At 37.2% G+C, this 16642-nt stretch carries 21 protein-coding genes; 13 read left to right on the top strand and 8 right to left on the bottom strand.

The window, feature by feature from the left end:
* Window positions 1-89 precede the first annotated feature (89 nt).
* Window positions 90-470, bottom strand: a complete 381-nt coding sequence (locus AC5W2J_RS04855; RefSeq protein ID WP_496058366.1) for a hypothetical protein — start codon at window positions 468-470, stop codon at window positions 90-92.
* 236 nt (window positions 471-706) lie between these two features.
* Between AC5W2J_RS04855 and AC5W2J_RS04850 the strand changes: the two genes are divergently transcribed.
* Complete coding sequence (locus tag AC5W2J_RS04850; RefSeq protein ID WP_496058365.1) at window positions 707-946, top strand: hypothetical protein; 240 nt, start codon at window positions 707-709, stop codon at window positions 944-946.
* A gap of 65 nt (window positions 947-1011) precedes the next feature.
* On the opposite strand, the gene AC5W2J_RS04845 is transcribed toward AC5W2J_RS04850, so the two are convergent.
* From AC5W2J_RS04845 to AC5W2J_RS04825, 5 genes are all read right to left on the bottom strand, one after another.
* Complete coding sequence (locus tag AC5W2J_RS04845; RefSeq protein ID WP_496058930.1) at window positions 1012-1275, bottom strand: STAS domain-containing protein; 264 nt, start codon at window positions 1273-1275, stop codon at window positions 1012-1014.
* A gap of 445 nt (window positions 1276-1720) precedes the next feature.
* Window positions 1721-2719 carry an agmatinase family protein gene (locus tag AC5W2J_RS04840; protein ID WP_496058364.1) on the bottom strand — a complete coding sequence of 333 codons (999 nt, stop codon included), beginning with the start codon at window positions 2717-2719 and terminating at the stop codon, window positions 1721-1723.
* A gap of 44 nt (window positions 2720-2763) precedes the next feature.
* The gene (locus AC5W2J_RS04835) at window positions 2764-4167 is read right to left on the bottom strand and encodes a purine-cytosine permease family protein (protein ID WP_496058363.1); all 1404 of its coding nucleotides are present in this window, start codon (window positions 4165-4167) and stop codon (window positions 2764-2766) included.
* Window positions 4168-4196: 29 nt separating this feature from the next.
* The gene (locus AC5W2J_RS04830; RefSeq protein ID WP_496058362.1) at window positions 4197-4349 is read right to left on the bottom strand and encodes a hypothetical protein; all 153 of its coding nucleotides are present in this window, start codon (window positions 4347-4349) and stop codon (window positions 4197-4199) included.
* A 10-nt stretch (window positions 4350-4359) separates the two neighbouring features.
* Window positions 4360-5139, bottom strand: a complete 780-nt coding sequence (locus AC5W2J_RS04825) for a carbon-nitrogen hydrolase family protein (protein WP_496058361.1) — start codon at window positions 5137-5139, stop codon at window positions 4360-4362.
* A gap of 184 nt (window positions 5140-5323) precedes the next feature.
* Between AC5W2J_RS04825 and AC5W2J_RS04820 the strand changes: the two genes are divergently transcribed.
* From AC5W2J_RS04820 to AC5W2J_RS04810, 3 genes are all read left to right on the top strand, one after another.
* Window positions 5324-6607, top strand: coding sequence for a sigma-54 interaction domain-containing protein (locus AC5W2J_RS04820; protein ID WP_496058360.1), 1284 nt, complete (start codon window positions 5324-5326; stop codon window positions 6605-6607).
* The gene (locus AC5W2J_RS04815) at window positions 6607-7419 is read left to right on the top strand and encodes a carbon-nitrogen hydrolase family protein (protein ID WP_496058359.1); all 813 of its coding nucleotides are present in this window, start codon (window positions 6607-6609) and stop codon (window positions 7417-7419) included. Before AC5W2J_RS04820 ends, AC5W2J_RS04815 begins: the two co-directional genes overlap by 1 nt.
* A 446-nt stretch (window positions 7420-7865) precedes the next feature.
* Complete coding sequence (locus AC5W2J_RS04810; RefSeq protein WP_496058358.1) at window positions 7866-8378, top strand: tubby C-terminal domain-like protein; 513 nt, start codon at window positions 7866-7868, stop codon at window positions 8376-8378.
* A gap of 191 nt (window positions 8379-8569) precedes the next feature.
* Here the strand turns inward: AC5W2J_RS04810 and AC5W2J_RS04805 are convergent, their stop codons facing one another.
* Both AC5W2J_RS04805 and AC5W2J_RS04800 read right to left on the bottom strand, forming a co-directional pair.
* On the bottom strand, window positions 8570-9412 hold the full coding sequence (locus tag AC5W2J_RS04805) for a hypothetical protein (RefSeq protein ID WP_496058357.1): 843 nt from the start codon (window positions 9410-9412) through the stop codon (window positions 8570-8572).
* A 196-nt stretch (window positions 9413-9608) separates the two neighbouring features.
* Window positions 9609-10133: a tubby C-terminal domain-like protein gene (locus AC5W2J_RS04800; RefSeq protein ID WP_496058356.1), complete on the bottom strand. Its 525-nt coding sequence runs from the start codon at window positions 10131-10133 to the stop codon at window positions 9609-9611.
* A gap of 291 nt (window positions 10134-10424) precedes the next feature.
* Between AC5W2J_RS04800 and AC5W2J_RS04795 the strand changes: the two genes are divergently transcribed.
* From AC5W2J_RS04795 to AC5W2J_RS04755, 9 genes are all read left to right on the top strand, one after another.
* Window positions 10425-11024, top strand: a complete 600-nt coding sequence (locus tag AC5W2J_RS04795) for a recombinase family protein (RefSeq protein WP_496058355.1) — start codon at window positions 10425-10427, stop codon at window positions 11022-11024.
* A gap of 48 nt (window positions 11025-11072) precedes the next feature.
* Entirely contained in the window at window positions 11073-11297 is a 225-nt protein-coding gene (locus tag AC5W2J_RS04790; RefSeq protein WP_496058354.1) for a hypothetical protein, read from the top strand.
* 45 nt (window positions 11298-11342) lie between these two features.
* A complete protein-coding gene (locus AC5W2J_RS04785; RefSeq protein ID WP_496058353.1) occupies window positions 11343-11765 on the top strand; it encodes a hypothetical protein in 423 nt (140 codons plus the stop codon).
* Window positions 11766-12390: 625 nt separating this feature from the next.
* Window positions 12391-12597 carry a hypothetical protein gene (locus tag AC5W2J_RS04780; RefSeq protein WP_496058352.1) on the top strand — a complete coding sequence of 69 codons (207 nt, stop codon included), beginning with the start codon at window positions 12391-12393 and terminating at the stop codon, window positions 12595-12597.
* Window positions 12598-12634: 37 nt separating this feature from the next.
* Window positions 12635-12877, top strand: a complete 243-nt coding sequence (locus AC5W2J_RS04775) for a hypothetical protein (RefSeq protein WP_496058351.1) — start codon at window positions 12635-12637, stop codon at window positions 12875-12877.
* Window positions 12878-12970: 93 nt separating this feature from the next.
* On the top strand, window positions 12971-13693 hold the full coding sequence (locus AC5W2J_RS04770; RefSeq protein WP_496058350.1) for a tubby C-terminal domain-like protein: 723 nt from the start codon (window positions 12971-12973) through the stop codon (window positions 13691-13693).
* 22 nt (window positions 13694-13715) lie between these two features.
* Window positions 13716-13988: a transaldolase family protein gene (locus AC5W2J_RS04765; protein ID WP_496058349.1), complete on the top strand. Its 273-nt coding sequence runs from the start codon at window positions 13716-13718 to the stop codon at window positions 13986-13988.
* Between the two features lie 995 nt (window positions 13989-14983).
* Entirely contained in the window at window positions 14984-15547 is a 564-nt protein-coding gene (locus AC5W2J_RS04760; RefSeq protein WP_496058348.1) for a hypothetical protein, read from the top strand.
* 320 nt (window positions 15548-15867) lie between these two features.
* Window positions 15868-16599: a Na-translocating system protein MpsC family protein gene (locus AC5W2J_RS04755; protein ID WP_496058347.1), complete on the top strand. Its 732-nt coding sequence runs from the start codon at window positions 15868-15870 to the stop codon at window positions 16597-16599.
* Window positions 16600-16642 lie beyond the last annotated feature (43 nt).

Raw genomic sequence — 16642 nt, 5'->3', positions numbered from 1 at the left:
TCTTTCCATTTCTTTGAAACCGTTTGAGGAAAAGGAGGAGGACCCAGAAAGCGGCATATCGCCAGGTTCCATATCATCAATTTTTCTTTTTATTTTTTTATATTTTCAATTTTAACGTTAGTAAGAGTACGCTCTAATCGACTAAAGGATATATCTTTATCGAATAAATTGATTTTTGCGTCTTCTCCCTCGTGTGCAGTTTTGAGTAACGTGCCTTTATCATTCGTTTTTGTTATTACATCATATAAATTATTTAAGGATTGCCTATCATTAAATTTAATAACCATGTTATTTATCTTTATTTTTATTGCTTCATGTTTTAGGATGCTTTCCAACATTTCAACTTTGTTTATTTCTATATCGCTAACTCTTTCAGGTAACGCAAATTCAACATTAAATGATTTTTCAATTACTATTAATCTTTTTAACAAATTAATATCTTCCTCTATAGAAGATGGCATATCATCCATTTTCAAAGAAGAAGATACTAAAATATCTTTATCAAGACTTTTAAAAGCAATTGGGACCGTCAAGATTTATGTGTAAACGATCGATCTCGAGAGACGAGCAGGAAAAACTGACGAAGTTTTATTTAGAGGACGTAGAGCCAAGCATCCGGGGTCGCTATTAAATCGTATGATTAAAACAGGTTTTAACCGGGTATAAGTATGAAGTGACAAACTATAACGCAAAGGAGCGATTATATATGGGAAGCCAATCCGTTTCCGAACTAACTGGAGGTACAAACTATAAAGCGAGTGAAATTGACAGCTTTGTAGAAAACAATCATGTCACGGTTATTTCTAACAATGAAAACCAATTGTTTACAGAACCGGACCGGGAATACAAAGTCGTCTATAAATTCGGCGGCTACTTCGATCATTCGAAGAAACTCGGCGGAAAAGAATTCGTTGAAAAACCAACGTACATTGTAGAAAAAGTCTAAAAGCAGATGATTCTGCATTGAAGACAAAGGAAAGACCGGTATCCACTAATGGGTACCGGTCTTTTTTAGTGTGCCTGATCCATTGCCTGGGCAAGCGATGAAGCAATCGGCACATCCTGAAAGCTGATGCCAAGATTGACGGAGGTCTGGGTTATTTCGGGACGCCTTCCTGCCAGCACAGGCTGCACACCAATCAGCTTTAACGAACGGATCAGTCTGAAAATCTGATGAGCGACATATGTATCGATGCTGGCTACGCCGGATAGATCAATAAACAATTGCTGTTTTCGGATGAAATTTTTAAGAAGGCCAGAGGAAAAAGTGTTTATAAAAGTACGATTTTACAAACAGAAAAGGAGAGAAGAGGCTAATCACTGCCATTTTCTCTCTTTGTATAGGAAGAGTTTCGGATAACCAATGATATGTAAACTAAAGCATAATCCAGGAGATATAGAAACGCATAGTTCCTTTTCTCGTAAGGAAGATATTGTTCCGGAGAGAACATTATCTGCTTGAGGAGTAGCGTCCAAAAAATTTAGATTTATAACGTTAAGTCATTGCCCTAAATGTGCGCTCGATAAAAGGATAGACTTTAAAACACTGACAAGTTCCGTGTTTTTATTTTTTCCACGTTAAACGTGACGGAAGCGAAGGGGAATTACACTATACCTCCAAAACAACCTCGTATCACTTTTAAAAGTGATACGAGGTTGGTCATTTAATCTTCTGATTTTGCTGTAGGGATTTTCAGGATAAATTTTGGGCCCGCTCTTTTTATTTTGAGTCGCTTTTAATAAGTTGTTGAGTGGAACGTTCGCTTACACTTTTGGCATAGGAAGCGAGCATATCTATAATAAATCTTGTCGCTGTGATCGCTGTGATATCCCCATGATCATATGGAGGGGCAATTTCGACTACATCGAAACCAACTAATTCTACGTTACCAAGAAGATCAATGGCTTGAATCATTTCACGAACAAGAATTCCACCTGGGGTAGGGGCACACGTTCCAGGGGTTTGAGAAGCTTCCAGTGAATCCATATCAAAAGAGATATATACCCCATCAGTATCCTTGGATGCAATCTCAATAGCTTCTTTTACTACTTTTTCTATTCCATTTTTATAGACATCTCTCATCGTATACAAGGAGATGTTGTTTTCTTTTACGTACTCTAATTCACTTTTGGGATTCATTGGCCCATGAGGTCCTATAATAACCGCATTTTCAGGACGAAACGAATCAAGCTCCATCGTTCGTGGTACTGGACAACAATGATTCCATTTATCACCGTCAATAGCTTCAGCTGTATCTAAATGAGCATCAAACAGAATAAAACCATATTTTTTGGTTGAATCGAATTCAGATAATGCTCTGGTAGAAGAAATAGTAACAGCGTGATCGCCTCCAACTAAAACAGGAAGGGTACCCGCATGAAGGAGTTCTAGGACGTCTTCTTTTCCTCTTTCAATAGTATTAAATGCGTCACCAATTTTAACCCTGACGTCTCCACAATCATGAACATTAAATGCTTCATGGACATTTATATCGTAATCAAAATGGTAAGGGATAGTCATAGAGGAAACATCGCGAACGCGACGTGGTCCCATTGTAGAACCTGTTCGTGTGATCGTAGTGTTATCAAAAGGTACTCCAAGAATTCCAGCTTTCACATTATGTTTCATTAATTTTTGACGATCGGGCTCTATTAAAGGGCTATTTAAAAAGGTCGCTGGTCCTGCGTGTAATACACTACTCCAAGTATCATTAGTCATCTTAATCAGCCTCCATTTGATTTGTGTGATTGGATTGATTTTTTCTAAACTTTACTAGCGGTCTTTTTTTCAGGGATAGAAGGTTGATTATCTTCTTTACCTACAAATAAATATTGCGAAGCAACAGTTTTTGCTAGTACAAAGTAAACCATGGCAGAGATTCCCATTGAAGGAAGTGTTGCAGATGTGAAGTAGAAAAATTGATCACCTAATGAAAATGTAAGCATGTTAAAGCCTGTCATCCAACCACCAAGAAAAATCCAGGTAATCATACCAATAATTTGAGCAGTGACAGCTATTGGGTTCACTCCATTAAAATAACGGTAAATGCCTCTTGGGTCAAAACAAGCTTTCACGTCGATTTTTTGTTTTCTTAAGAAGAAATAATCAATTAATATAATCGCCCAATATGGTCCTGCTAACATCCCCCCAAAAATAAGAATTAAGTCAAAGATTCCTCTTAACGTACCTTCATAGACGAAAATGACCGCTGGAGCTGCCGTACAGATAGCAACTAGGTGAAAGTTCCATTTGGGAAATACGGTAAGAATCGCCATAATAGCTGCATATAACAGCATCGCAGAACTTGTAATGGTCCCTAAAATTACGATAATGAAACCAGAAATACCTAAATTCAGTTCAGCCATCCATAAAGTGGGGTCGATTTCTCCAGTTAGAAGGGTTGCTATACCTCCAATAATTCCAAACAATATGCCGATAAGGGCTAAGCCAAGGTAAGTGCCCCAAAATCCACCTCTTTCGGTTTTTGAAAACTTATTCCATGCTCCCAAGTAAGGTAACCAAACGACAGCAAAAGCGAAGATGACTTCAAAGGCGTACATCCAGCTAACACTACCCGTTGCTTCTATCCTTGATAATGAAGCAGCCCCACTGCCTGTAATCATCTCATAGAGCATGTAGAGGGAAAATAATACCATCAGTGGAACTGTTACATTAGCAAGTTTGAATCCAATCTTTGGATTGATTAATAATAGGATAAGCGGAACAAGAATGCCCCCACCAAGCGCGTATAGACTGTAATCCCCTTTGAAGCTAAAACCACCAGTTATAGTATTCATAGCCATTTGGCCAGCGCTTCCTGTCATGTTAGAAAGAATTCCAACCCAGCCGATGGTAATAAAAACAATTAGCATTACTCCAAATAATGCGCCATGATAGCCAAAAGTTGGGCGATGAGAAATTGCCTCATCTATTCCATACTTAACATTTTTTTGACTAGACCAAGCGCATATAGTATACCCTGCTAAGTTACCAAAGATAGTAGCAACAATCATTAATGTCAGTCCAAGCCCTTCTGCATAAGCACTACCCACCATAAACGTTGCTAATAGAACATTTCCACCAGCAAAAAGCCAAAACATCGTAAATGGACTAGCATCTCGATCTTTCGCTGCGATAGGTGCGATATCGATTGAGCTTTTCCGCATGAGAGTTCTCCTTTCATGGCCAATATAAGTTATAGTCCGATAAAGAGAAACAGGATAAAGAATGGCGTGACACCTATCCAAAATAATAAATGGTGATCAGTCTTTGTTACATCAGTGACTATCTCTAATTCTTCGGCAAATTGTTGTAACTCATCTTTTCTATCATTACTAATAATGTTCATCCTCCTTACATTAATAGATTAAGTCAGAGTACAAGTCAGCTTGACGATTGTGCAAATAATCTAATTTTGGATCTTTGGGGAGATTTAATGGAACGTGAATCGTTTTTACTTCTTCTTTGCTTCCTAGCTTTAGTAGAGAATTACCAAATGCGTCTACTATCATACTCTGGCCAAAAAAAGTCATCTCTTCTTCCTTGCCTGTTCGATTACATACGGCTAAAGGAACTTCATTTTCCATGGCTCTACTCTTAGTGTAAATTTCTTGGTATTCCGCATAAGGCACCATATTGGCTGTGGGAGATACGATAAGGTCTGCCCCTTTCATTTTCAAAATTCTTGCCACTTCAGGAAACTCTAAATCGTAACAAATCATTAATCCAATGTTACCAAAAGAAGTTTGTACGATTGGGAAATGTTCACCACGTTCAAAAATATTTGCTTCTTTATCAAATAAATGTGTTTTTTGATAAACAGATTGAATCTCCCCTTCATCATTGATGTATACCGCGGTGTTATATAGACCTTTATCGTTACGTTGAGGAAAGGAAAATACCACATTAACTTTATTTTCTAAACAAAGGTTTTGCATTGTTTGAACACTTTCTCCTTGAAGTTTTTCAGATATATCTTCGGATAATTTATGAATCGCATATCCAGTTAAGCAAAGTTCAGGAAAGATAATTAAATCAGTAGAGTCTTCTTTAGATTCTTTAATGATTTTTTCAATTTTCTCTAAATTTTTTTCTTTGTTGCCTAATAGTGGTGTGAATTGAGCAATAGTAATATTCATTTTTTTCCCTCCTTTAATTCACATTTCCTTTTATTAATGCAATGATCATGCCAATATAATTAGATTGATTTTTCAGTCTTTTTTAGATAATTATCTTAAAAAGATGATATAATTCATTAAATTAATAAAATTACGATGTTTTGGCGCATCATGATGATATAAAGCATCAAAATGGGGAGATAAAATGGCATTTTTTCATCAAATATTGATTTTAACCGATGAAGAAGGATTAATTGTTGATATCCAAGGAAAGGAAAAAATAGTTTTACAACATCCTAATACTTTTTTTGAAAATGGGAAGAATATTCGTGATTTAAACTGGGGAAACGTCTTTACGACTTCTCTTGATTTTGAGGTAACTTCTCAATCGATAAAAACTCACTATGGAGATGTTGTTTATTATTGTTCGTATTCTTTAAAAAACTTAGCTTGTAAAGCCTATGTATTCATTCGTTTTGGTTATCAGAAACCAGAACATTTAGACACAAAAATGATTTTTGAATCACCACCCATGAAACAGATCCTTCAAATTATTGATAACATGGCTGAAGTAGATCCTACAATTTTGTTATTAGGGGAGTCAGGGGTTGGAAAAAGTGCCATTGCTCGCCTCATTCATAATAAAAGCAGTAGAAAAGAAATGCCTTTTGTAACGGTTAATTGTGGTTCATTACCAGGAAATTTAATAGAATCGGAATTATTTGGATATGAACCAGGAACTTTTACGGGAGGGAAAAATACCGGAAAGATAGGATTATTCGAAGCGGCAGAAGGAGGTACCATTTTTTTAGATGAGATTGCAGAAATTCCATATTTTATGCAATCGAAATTGCTAGATGTGGTCCAAGAAAATAAAATTAGAAGAGTTGGAGGTATCTCTCGGAAAAAAATTAACATACGGATTATTACAGCCACAAATAAAGATCTAGCTTCATTGGTTTCAGAGAGGGCTTTTAGAGAAGATTTATACTATCGTTTAAATGTGGTACCAATTCGGATCCCCTCACTACGTGAGCGAAAAGAAGATATCCCGGATTTAATTAAGCTCTTAATTCAAAAATTTAATCAAAAATACGAAAGCTCTTTTTCTCTCACTCCAGCAGAAATTAGTAATCTTTGTCAAAAGCAATGGTTAGGGAATGTGCGTGAACTTGAAAATACTATAGAGCGCTTGATTATAACAAATGGAGCGTTAGAATTTGAGCAAAAAGATTTAGCATTAGAAGCTAAAATATATCACAATACAAGAGAAAATCCGCTTCCATTTAATGAAGGTTGGGAAAAAGAACTTCCCACATTAAAACAAGCGAAAGAAGAAGTAGAGAAAAAACTGATATTGCAAGCTTATCGTCAATATGAAAACACTTATAAAACAGCAGAAGTTTTAGGAGTAGACCAATCTACTATTTCTAAAAAAATTAAAAAATATTTTGAAAAGAACTCGCTTAAAGAAAGGAATAAAAGTTAATGGCAAAAGATTCTTTTACTGTGGCCCTTGCTCAATTGCGATGCGAACTATTAGATAAAGACGCAAATCTAAAAAGAATGGTTACTTCCATAGTCGAGGCAAAACAACAAGGTGCTGAATGTATTGTGTTTCCGGAATTATTTCTTTCCGGATATGTGATCAATGACAAACTATATGAACTTGCAGAATCAGTTGAGGGGCCAAGTATTAAAATGCTGCAAGACACGGCTAAAAATTGCGGAATAAAAATAATAGCTGGTTTTCCAGAAGCGAGTGACAATAAACTTTATAACTCTGCGATTTTTATTGATTCGAACGGAGAGATATTGAATGTATATCGAAAAACTCATTTATATCATAATGAAAAAGAAATTTTTACTGAAGGAGATCATTTCTCGCTCATAAATTGTGCAGAGGGGAATATTGGAATTTTAATCACCTATGATGTGGAATTTCCGGAAATGGCAAGGAAGCTTGCAGCTAATGGTGCAGAAATAGTGATAGTATTGGCAGCAAATATGGTCCCTTATCAACAATATCAAGACAGTTATCTCCACGCTCGTGCTATGGAAAATCATCTTTTTATGGTAGCCGTTAATAAAGTTGGGTTACACATTGATAATGTCTTTTTTGGAGAGAGCCAAGTGATAGATCCAAAAGGGCAGTCCTTGTATAAAGGTGGCCACAACGAAGAGTTGGCCGTTATAAAACTCCACCTTCCGGAAATAAAAAAAGCTCGAGGCTTTCTAGATTATCTTAATAACAGAAGAGAAGATCTCTACAAGAAGCCTATAATCGTACGTAATAAGTAAAAGGGATCTTTGTTTTAAGTTTACGCTGCTTTTAAATGGAGATATAAAAGTTGTCAGGCTGGACCCTTTCAAATCTCTCGATCTTTTGTTGCAAGCGGTTTAGGAGCATAGTAGTTAGATATCGATGAAAAAAAAGAGAAGAAGTGTTTTGATAAGCTAGTAGTGATCCCTTAAAGTTAGAGTTTGGAATTATGCAGCTGATAAAAAAATAGCAGCAGCATATGTTTCCTATTTAGAACCTCCCAGGCTCAAGAAAAAAATGTATATCCATGATCAGGAGTCTTTTACTCATGTAGAAACGGGTGCTTTGATTGGTGCGATGTATGTAATGCTATTTGTATAACGTCTTGGATGAACAAAAGATCATTTCATTCAATAAATAGGCAAGGATGTCTGATCCCTTCCCTTATAGATCTATAAGACATCAAAAGAGAAAGAGGGTTTATATGCACTTTGAATATACAGCGCCAACCGTTGGTAAATCAGATAAAACATTTGATGTAAATGAAAATGGCCAACAAATAGGTTCCATTAGTAGATATTTTACGAACCCTCAAACAAGAAGCCCACAATATGATATTAATCTGAATATACATGATACAAACGGTGACCAATATCGTATTGTCCAAAACTCTTTCACCTTGATTAAAGGAGGAGAATGGGAAATAAAGAAAGGAGAACATTCTATTGGTAGGATAAGTAATCCAGACGGGTTTTTTAAAATGCACCAAATGGATGTAAAGGTAGAGGAGCTCCCATTCTTTTCTATCAAAGCAACCTTTTCTGGAAAAGGAAAAATATTAAATTCGGAAAAAGAAGAAGTGGGAGAAACCTATCGAACCACGTCAGTAAAAAGAACGTATGAAGGGGAGGTAGAAGACTCGTTTATAGGGGCAGATCTCCCTATTTTGTTCTATGGAATAGTGCACGCCTTTTGGTGTGGATTCCATAAAGCGTAAGTGCAAAATTTTTATTAGAGCTTCATCAATAGTATGCATAGAAAGACCCCCTTCGTATTTTAATCGAAAGTGTCTTCTCCTATTCAGAACCTCCCATATGAACAAAGGATCGTGTTAGGAAATAAATACACTAGGATACGCGGTTCCTTAACTTATGACCTTAGCAATCGTATTCAATGAAGCGCAGAAAATCATGATTTTTTGTTAGCAAATAGCCAGGCTTGTAAATAAACAGCCATTTTTTCTTCTAAAGCCATCTCATTCTCGTCCCGTATATGTGAGTCTTCTATCGTATGGATGCGTCCTTTTTCCCCAGCTGTTTTGGATTTATTTAGGCCCAGGGTAGAGCGCTCCACGGTAAGGATATCCCGGTCTTCTTCCAGATCAGTCAAGTAAGCCACCGTGTCTAACTGACCACTTGCTATCTGGTATTCTTTGTTGTTTTTCGTATATTTGAAAAAGAACAGATGCTTCATATGATTGAGCTTTACTTTTGGTATTTCGAGAAAGCCTTGATACTCTCCATTTCTATATACCTTATACTTTCTTAAAAACATGGCTTTCCGAAAAGGTTCATGTTCTAACTGGATAATCGTAGAAGACGTGTGAGAAGATATTTTGACATTGGGATATTTCATTAGTCTGGTGAGTACATCAGCATGTGGTGAAGTCTTCGAATCGTTTATTTCAAATGCAGCCAGCACTTCCCCTTGATGGTTATAAATACCGTGTGGTACGTCATGCAGCAATTGATAAGGTTCTTGAAAAAGATATTGATTCGGCTGCAGGTGCTTTAGATGATCAGGGTCTAAATGAGCCAGGGACCGATGTTGTTTTTTCTTTCTGTTTTTAAACACCCTGGTAGTGTAAACGATGGAGAAAAAAACAAAAATGGCATATAGACCAAGTAAAGAATAATACCGTTCGGGTCTAATACGCTCATGGGGATGGGAGGAAGACTCCCCCAGTAAAGGATCTAGAATGAAAAATACTCCTCCTAAAACACAAAACACTAATAACGTTTGGTATATCAATTACTTTCTTCCTCTCTGTTAACGAATTTAAAGGATCTGGTTAGGTATAAAATGCGTATTAATAGCATTGACGTATGAAAGGTTAGTTGGGAGAGGTCTGCGAACATTAAAAAACACTTATAGAGATAGTGTCCTCCCTAAGCTGGGTATGGAAGATGACTTAAAGAGTGGCTCTGGATATAATAGGAATTAAATTTTATTCTCTGCTTTTGATTAAAGCGAACGTATATAAAGCGCTTATGATCAATCTTTCATCTACGTCTGTTTCAACGGGTATTATTTCGTGATTGGATAAGCTTATTTTGTCCGTAGTGAATGTAACCATTTCATCTTCCGGTTCATTATTTTTTATTTGATACATATGTGCTTTTTTCTGACCAAGATTATGTTTAATTAACCACCTTTTATCTAAAAAGCTTATGGAAAGTCTTTTGTGAGTGGAAATAGTAGACACATCTTCCATACGGGCCATATGTTCTAGCTGCTCTCCAAACTCTATTTTCCATTTATCACGTGCTCGTTCGGTTTGAATAACATGACCTTGAAGGTTATTCGAAGCATCGTACACTTTCACGTTGTGGATGTTCTTTAGTAAAAATAATTCGCTTCTTGAAGCATAATATTTTTGACAACGATATTTTATTTGCCCTTCTTTGTTTTTTAGACTGCTTTTTTTAGTAGAGAAAACAAAAAAGGGTTTTGTAAATGACAAGTATTCCAATGACCATCGAACTCCTTATGTATAATTAAAAATGCATTACTTCTATCTATTTCCTTTTCTACCTAAATTAAACATGTAAAAAGGATAGGAAAGAGGAAGTGCTAGTAACGTATTTTTTCGTTGTTCGTAAAAGTAAACTTTTAGGAACGCATAAAATAAGAGCAAAAAGAATCACTATGAACGTCCGTAAAAGTTGTAATTAACTTTACGGTCGTTTTTTATTTCGCCTACACATTTACGAACGGAAACGGTATACTTTCCAGGAGGGTTGTAAAAAGAAAGGGGATACTGATGGAACATCGTCACTACGCGTACATACGAGTCAGCAGCAAAGATCAAAATGAAGGACGACAAGTCCAAGCAATGAACGATAAAGGCATCCCAAATCGAGATATCTTTATCGATAAAGTGAGTGGAAAAGATTTTCAGAGGGACCAGTACCAGCTCTTAAAACGGATGCTACGAAAAGGGGATGTGTTATATATTCATTCCTTGGATCGGTTTGGCCGAAATAAGGAAGAGATTGTCCAGGAATGGAATGCCATTACGAAAGAAATACAAGCCGATATTGTCGTCCTGGATATGCCCTTACTGGATACGACCCAATATAAAGACAGCATGGGGACCTTTATTGCTGATTTGGTGCTACAAATTCTATCCTGGATGGCGCAGGAAGAACGAGATCGTATTCGAAAGCGCCAACGTGAAGGAATCGATATGGCTTTAAAACAGGGAAAGGCGTATGGAAGACCACAAGCGCAAGCAAGTGATGCTTTTTTAGAGGCGTACAAGGAATGGAAAGAAGGAAAGATCACCGCAGTAAAGGCCATGGAAAAAGCTGAGGTGAAAAAAACAACGTTTTATAAATTAGTAAAACAATTAGAAAGTTAAATTAGTTATCTGTTTCTTTATATTATGCTATAGAAAAGAGGGTTTTTAATGAATTACATTTTTTATATTGCTTCTGCAGTTTCTATATTGATAGGAGTGATGTTACTCTTTTTTATAGATTCATCAGAATGGGGAAGTATTTTTACTGTTATGGGCATTTTATTTTTAGGTCTGCATTTTTATTTCTCCCCGTCATTTAAAAAATATCGAATAGGGGGAATTATACTTATTGTAGGAGCATTACTGGCTCTATTTTCCCGTTTGATTATGTGAGAAGAGAGGGGATCTATTAAATAGTAATAGAAAGGAAGGATGATAGTGAAGGATAAAAACGCCATTTTTCATGGATTAAGTTTTATATTGGGTATTTTTACTTTTGCTGTTCTTTTCGGTGTCGCAACTGTAGCAGATAATATAGTAATAGGGGTAGCGGCTGGGGCGACGATCAGCTTCTTTTTTCGGTTTACCGTGTATAAGCATTTTAAAGAAGAAGGTATGACCACATTTGACCAAAATTTTGATGGTACAAAGAATCCGATCGCCTATTTTGCCATTTTAACTATCCTGATGACAGGCTTTCTTTTTACCTTTGAAAGGTTATGGATGAGTATATTAATGGGAGGCGTCATTGCTGCCGTCTCTTTACTTATTATGTTAGGAGGCTACTTCTTCTCGATGACCCGACAAGGGTATCAATTAAAGAAGGGAAAATGGATCGTCCAACCGGAAACAAAGGATTAGGTTAGTCTATCGAGAGGAAACAACCAGTAAAAGAGAGGGAGATAGCTATCCATTACATAAAACCACTTATAAACATATTGATTGGAGCATTGATCGGTTTCTTTTTGCTTTTAATATACAGTGGGCTTTTCTTAGATGGTATGGAATGGGAAAGTACTATCCAAAGAGGTCTTATTATTGTAGCTTTCTTTTCTGTGGGATCCATCTTTTATACCTTTTTGAAAAGCAGAAAACCTGCCGAATAAGAAGTTTTATAAATGCAATGGTATGTACATAAAAAAAGAATGAATAAACAAACCGAGTACAATCCTTGTAGAGTCTGCTCGGTGAGAGAAAAACATCCTCCCTCTGAGATACATATTATAAAAAAGGCAGGCTTTGTATGACGACATGATAAATTGTTACAAGAATAAGTATCAGCGTTTTCGGAATAGGTATCTTATTTACGGATTACTTTCTATTTGTCTATCTTCCTATTCTATCGCTTATCGCCGCCCGTATCGTTGATTATCAGGCAGATAGGAAATGGTACAGTCTTCTGACCGCTGGACTGTATGCGCTTGTCTTAATTATCGTTTTGGCGCCGTAATGTATAGAAAATCATGTAATCGTATAGGAGGTCATCATGACAACGGTCCAATATTCGATGCGAATCCTTATTTGTATTCTGGCCCTTGGTTTCTTTTTCGCAGATCATTCTATAATGGGGCTGATTATGCTAATAGCATTCACTATTCTTACTCTTATCGATTATCAAGCAGAGAAGAAAAAGTCTAATTTATTGTATACTTTTTTATTTTTGTTCATCTTATTCGCCTTTTATATCGTATGAGGATGAATACTTCGAACAGACAAGAAGGAGGGGAAACGTGAAAGCCATCCGTATGACGTATTACCTCGTAGCGACAGGTATTCTCCTATATATTCCGTTAGCGATTATCTTTGAAGCGCCTACTTTATCTTGGATTTTCTTTGGTCTTGTGGTGTTTGTAGGGATACCCATCAATATGTATAGATGGTACATAGTAGAAGAGTCTACCAGAGACCGGAAACATTCCGCCTTCGCGACACTGCTTGTCTTCGTTCAAGCTTATATTTTTCTATTTTTTTAATGGGGGTAATGAAAAGAACAAACGAACTATAGATTTAGAGGAGAAAGGAAAGTCTCCTGTCTTTTTATAGAGGAGTTAAGTGGGGGAAGTCACATGACAAAAATGGTTGTTTTATTTATAGCGGCTTTGATAGGTATTTCTCTTAGGTGGGCAATTGCAGGAGAGTATAACCCCTCCCACCTTAAAGGGGCGTCTATTTTCTTGCTGGCTTTACCATTTTTTCTTTGGATTAGCATAAGGCAGAAGCATAAAGACGCCGCTTATTCTCCAACCGATTCAAGTAGACAATGGACAACTGTACTTAAAGACAAGCTACTCACAGGAGAAAAGAAGATTTTTCAAGGAGAAGAATTAGTAGCTACATACAACCGATTTTACGCCAAAAGCTATCATAAAATGGTAGCGGATGTATTGCGTACACCAGGACTCTGGTTTTTGCAATTAGCATTCCAATTTCAGGACGGTCGAACGTTTATCGTTTCTAGTGAAGAGAATTGGAAAGGACATGCACGTTATACCATTTGGGAAAATAACACAAGGATAGCAGAAATTAAAAGTGAGCTAACAAAAGAACATATGAAAAAGTTGCTGGAGCATATGGTTTTAGAAATCGATGGACATCTCTATGAATTCCGAGCAAAGACGATTCGAGAGCGAATGGAGGTATATAAAGACGGAGAAATGATAGGGGATGTGGAGCGGGACCTTATCGGCGGGGTTCGTTCATTAAGCATTAGCTCCCATGTAGTAAGTGATGAAAATAAACCGTTATTAATAGTTAGCTGGATTGTTTTTTCCTATCGATTTAATAAATAGAGCAAACTTTAATCACAACACAATGAAATTTCTAACAGAGAAAAGATTATTTAAATCGTTTAAGAGCGGAATGCCCGTTCTTTATGTGAACAGGATCGATAATATGTTTTTGGATGGGATAGGCGTGACGAAGGAATTACTGCAGATCATCGACCACCATCTATTTGATACAAAAGTACTCGAAGCAAGTTTTAAAAATGCAAAACAGGTGCAGCAGTTAAGTGTAGCCGGCTGTCACGCGGTGACCCTTTCTCCTGATGTAATGAAAGCGTCGTTTGGTCATGAAGCACGGTGAAAAGTTTGAAGGGATTTAAACAAGATTAGAAAGGGGCTTACCAGATGGATTTCAAAAAGGAGTAAAAACAGTCCGGAAATTTCCAGACTGTTTTTTTACTAGTTTTTTGGTCAATTTTCTAAGATTTTCTTTTAAATTTTAGTTGGGAAAAACCTTGAAGTATTTCAAAAAATAAATAGAATTAATATTACTAATTAAAAATTCATAATTTTTAAAAATATGATATTATGTAGTTGAAAAATCATAATAATGAAAAAGAACGTATTTTTCGCCTTTAAGACTGGGTCGTTATAATCATAAAGTAAGCGCTTTGTTGCAACAATGTTACGTTTCGAAGATCTGCTTTACAACTATTTTAGTGATTCAAAGTTATCTGATGCTTTAACAGAAATTATCATCAAATGTTACGAAATGGAAAGACTGAAGCCAAGTGAAAAGGCGTCAACAGTCAAAAATAGTAACCAAAATAAACGGAAGGGTGATGCGCTATGCCTAGTCCGGATAACATCGATTTGATTTCTGCCGCACTGCGCAACGGTCAGCTTAAAGTCAATTCTGATGTGATTGAGTTCCCTGCTCAAACCTCCAGCCGATTTAAAGGAGCGGTGGCCGGGAGGTTATTCCCAGGTCAGCAATCTGACGTTTTAGAACCTTTCAAAGATGGAGGACAAATTAAAGTTCCGATCCGCAAAATTGGCCCTAACCAGCGGAGTCATATTAGCCGGATTTTAGAGGGACAACAGGCCCAGGAGGAACTAAAAAATGCCTGGGAGCGCTTCGGAGGTACCTTTTCTGCGCTCGGTCTACCGCTGGACCCAACTTTTCCCGTCTCTGAGGTGGAACCTGGAAAGTGGGCTCTACAGTGCCGATCTGGTCAAATTCAATACAACCATCAGAATCATGAGACACGTATCACTGAAAAGTCTGTGGTCAGTGTGCGGCTGGTAGCGATTGAGTGCCAAGTACGGCAGGAAAACTCCGACGAGGTCTATGGAGTGATCTCCGTACATGGACCAGCCAACCGATTGATTCAGTCCATACGGATTCCGGACAGCAAATACTTGAATATGGGCAAACCAGGGGCAAGGCTGACGTTCCCCCAAGTCCCTCTGGTAAATGAAGTACCAGTAGAAGATTTATACCTTCGCGTAGCATGGATTGAAAAAGACAGTGGGGACGTAGAGGCTATAACCCGTAAAGTTGCCGCCAAGTTGAATGAAGCCGCTGCCGCTGCAGCCGGGGGATTGATAGGTGCTGGAGCTGAGTTGGTTGTAGCCAGCGAGAAAGAAACATTCTACGACGCTTCTTTGTGGGTGGTAGGAAATGTTCTCGGAATGGGAGACGATGCCTGCCCAGTGAAAGCCAAGTTCATTTCCGCAGGAGAACTTATGGGCGGTTCCGGGCCCCCGCTTCAACCTAATTACCGGCGTAAGGACGGTTCCCGCCCCGTAGAACGGTGGACTCACGATCTTGTTGTTGAAGGCGTTGATGACGGTGGTGATAGAGGCAGCTACCGGTTCTTCTTCGAGGTATTACGAAACGATATCATTACCACTTGACCATAAGAGTAGTGGAAAGAGAAAGAGCAATACCGCTCTTCCTCTATGTATTTCACTGTTAAATAAATTGCCATTTTATGGAAATGATGCTAGTTTTTTTAAACAAAATAGTTATTCCTACTGTTGAATAACAAAAAGAGCAGCTACTTTTGGCCGCTCTTTTTATGTATGTAGAAATGCAAGCTATTCTTTACTTTTTTTAAGAAAAGTTTGATATTCTATACTAAAAAGGGAAACCACATATGCTATCTTTTTTGTTTATAAGATTCTAATAAAAAGTAAACAAAACAAAAGCTTATTATTGAAAGGGGACGCTTTCAATGCTTACTCAACAACAAAAGGAACAGAAAGCATCGAAACGATTAGGGAAGATGTTTCAAACTCATTTTGGAAAAGGCCCCGAGGCGATATACGTGATGAACACCCCCCCTTTTGTAACGATTTATCTGCAAGGTTTTTTAGCTCCAATGGAAGAAATATTATTGCATCAGGATAAGCAATTGCAGCTGGAACAATTACGCGAACAAATGATGATCAAAGTTCTTCCTGTTATTCAACAGATTGTGGAAGAAGATCTCAACGAGACAGTTCTGGAAATGTATTATGACTGGAATTTTCGAAAGAACAACAAATGCACAGGGATGGTGTGGATGGTACTGGACGTTTCTCCATCACAAGTAGATGCTTTTCCGTGGCCTAAAGAATTGAATGAAACGATGTTTCGCCGTCAGATTATTGAGCTTAGCAGAAAAGTACAGAAGGAACCGGAGGAAACCAATCTATTCTGGTTAAATCCACGGTTGATTTTAGTCGAACGAATTGGCATTTTTGTTGAAATTGAAAATGCATTAATTGAACAAAACTATGGCGAGACCTTAAAGACTGTAAAGCGCCCGCTCGAAAAAAATTTATTTGCTAAGCATGTGTTGGAAAGCCTGTTGCAGCGAACGATCCATGAGACGTTTGTCGATTGGCATTTCCAGAAAGATAAAGGATATTTACTGATTGGTTTAGAAAAACCGAAAGAAAATAAAAAAACAGCAATAGGTTGAGTTAACTAGAAATGTACGAAACTAATGACAGTACAAGCCCTTC

It is taken from the genome of Sinobaca sp. SA16-1, from assembly GCF_059510515.1.
This window is presented reverse-complemented; position numbering and strand designations above follow the sequence as displayed.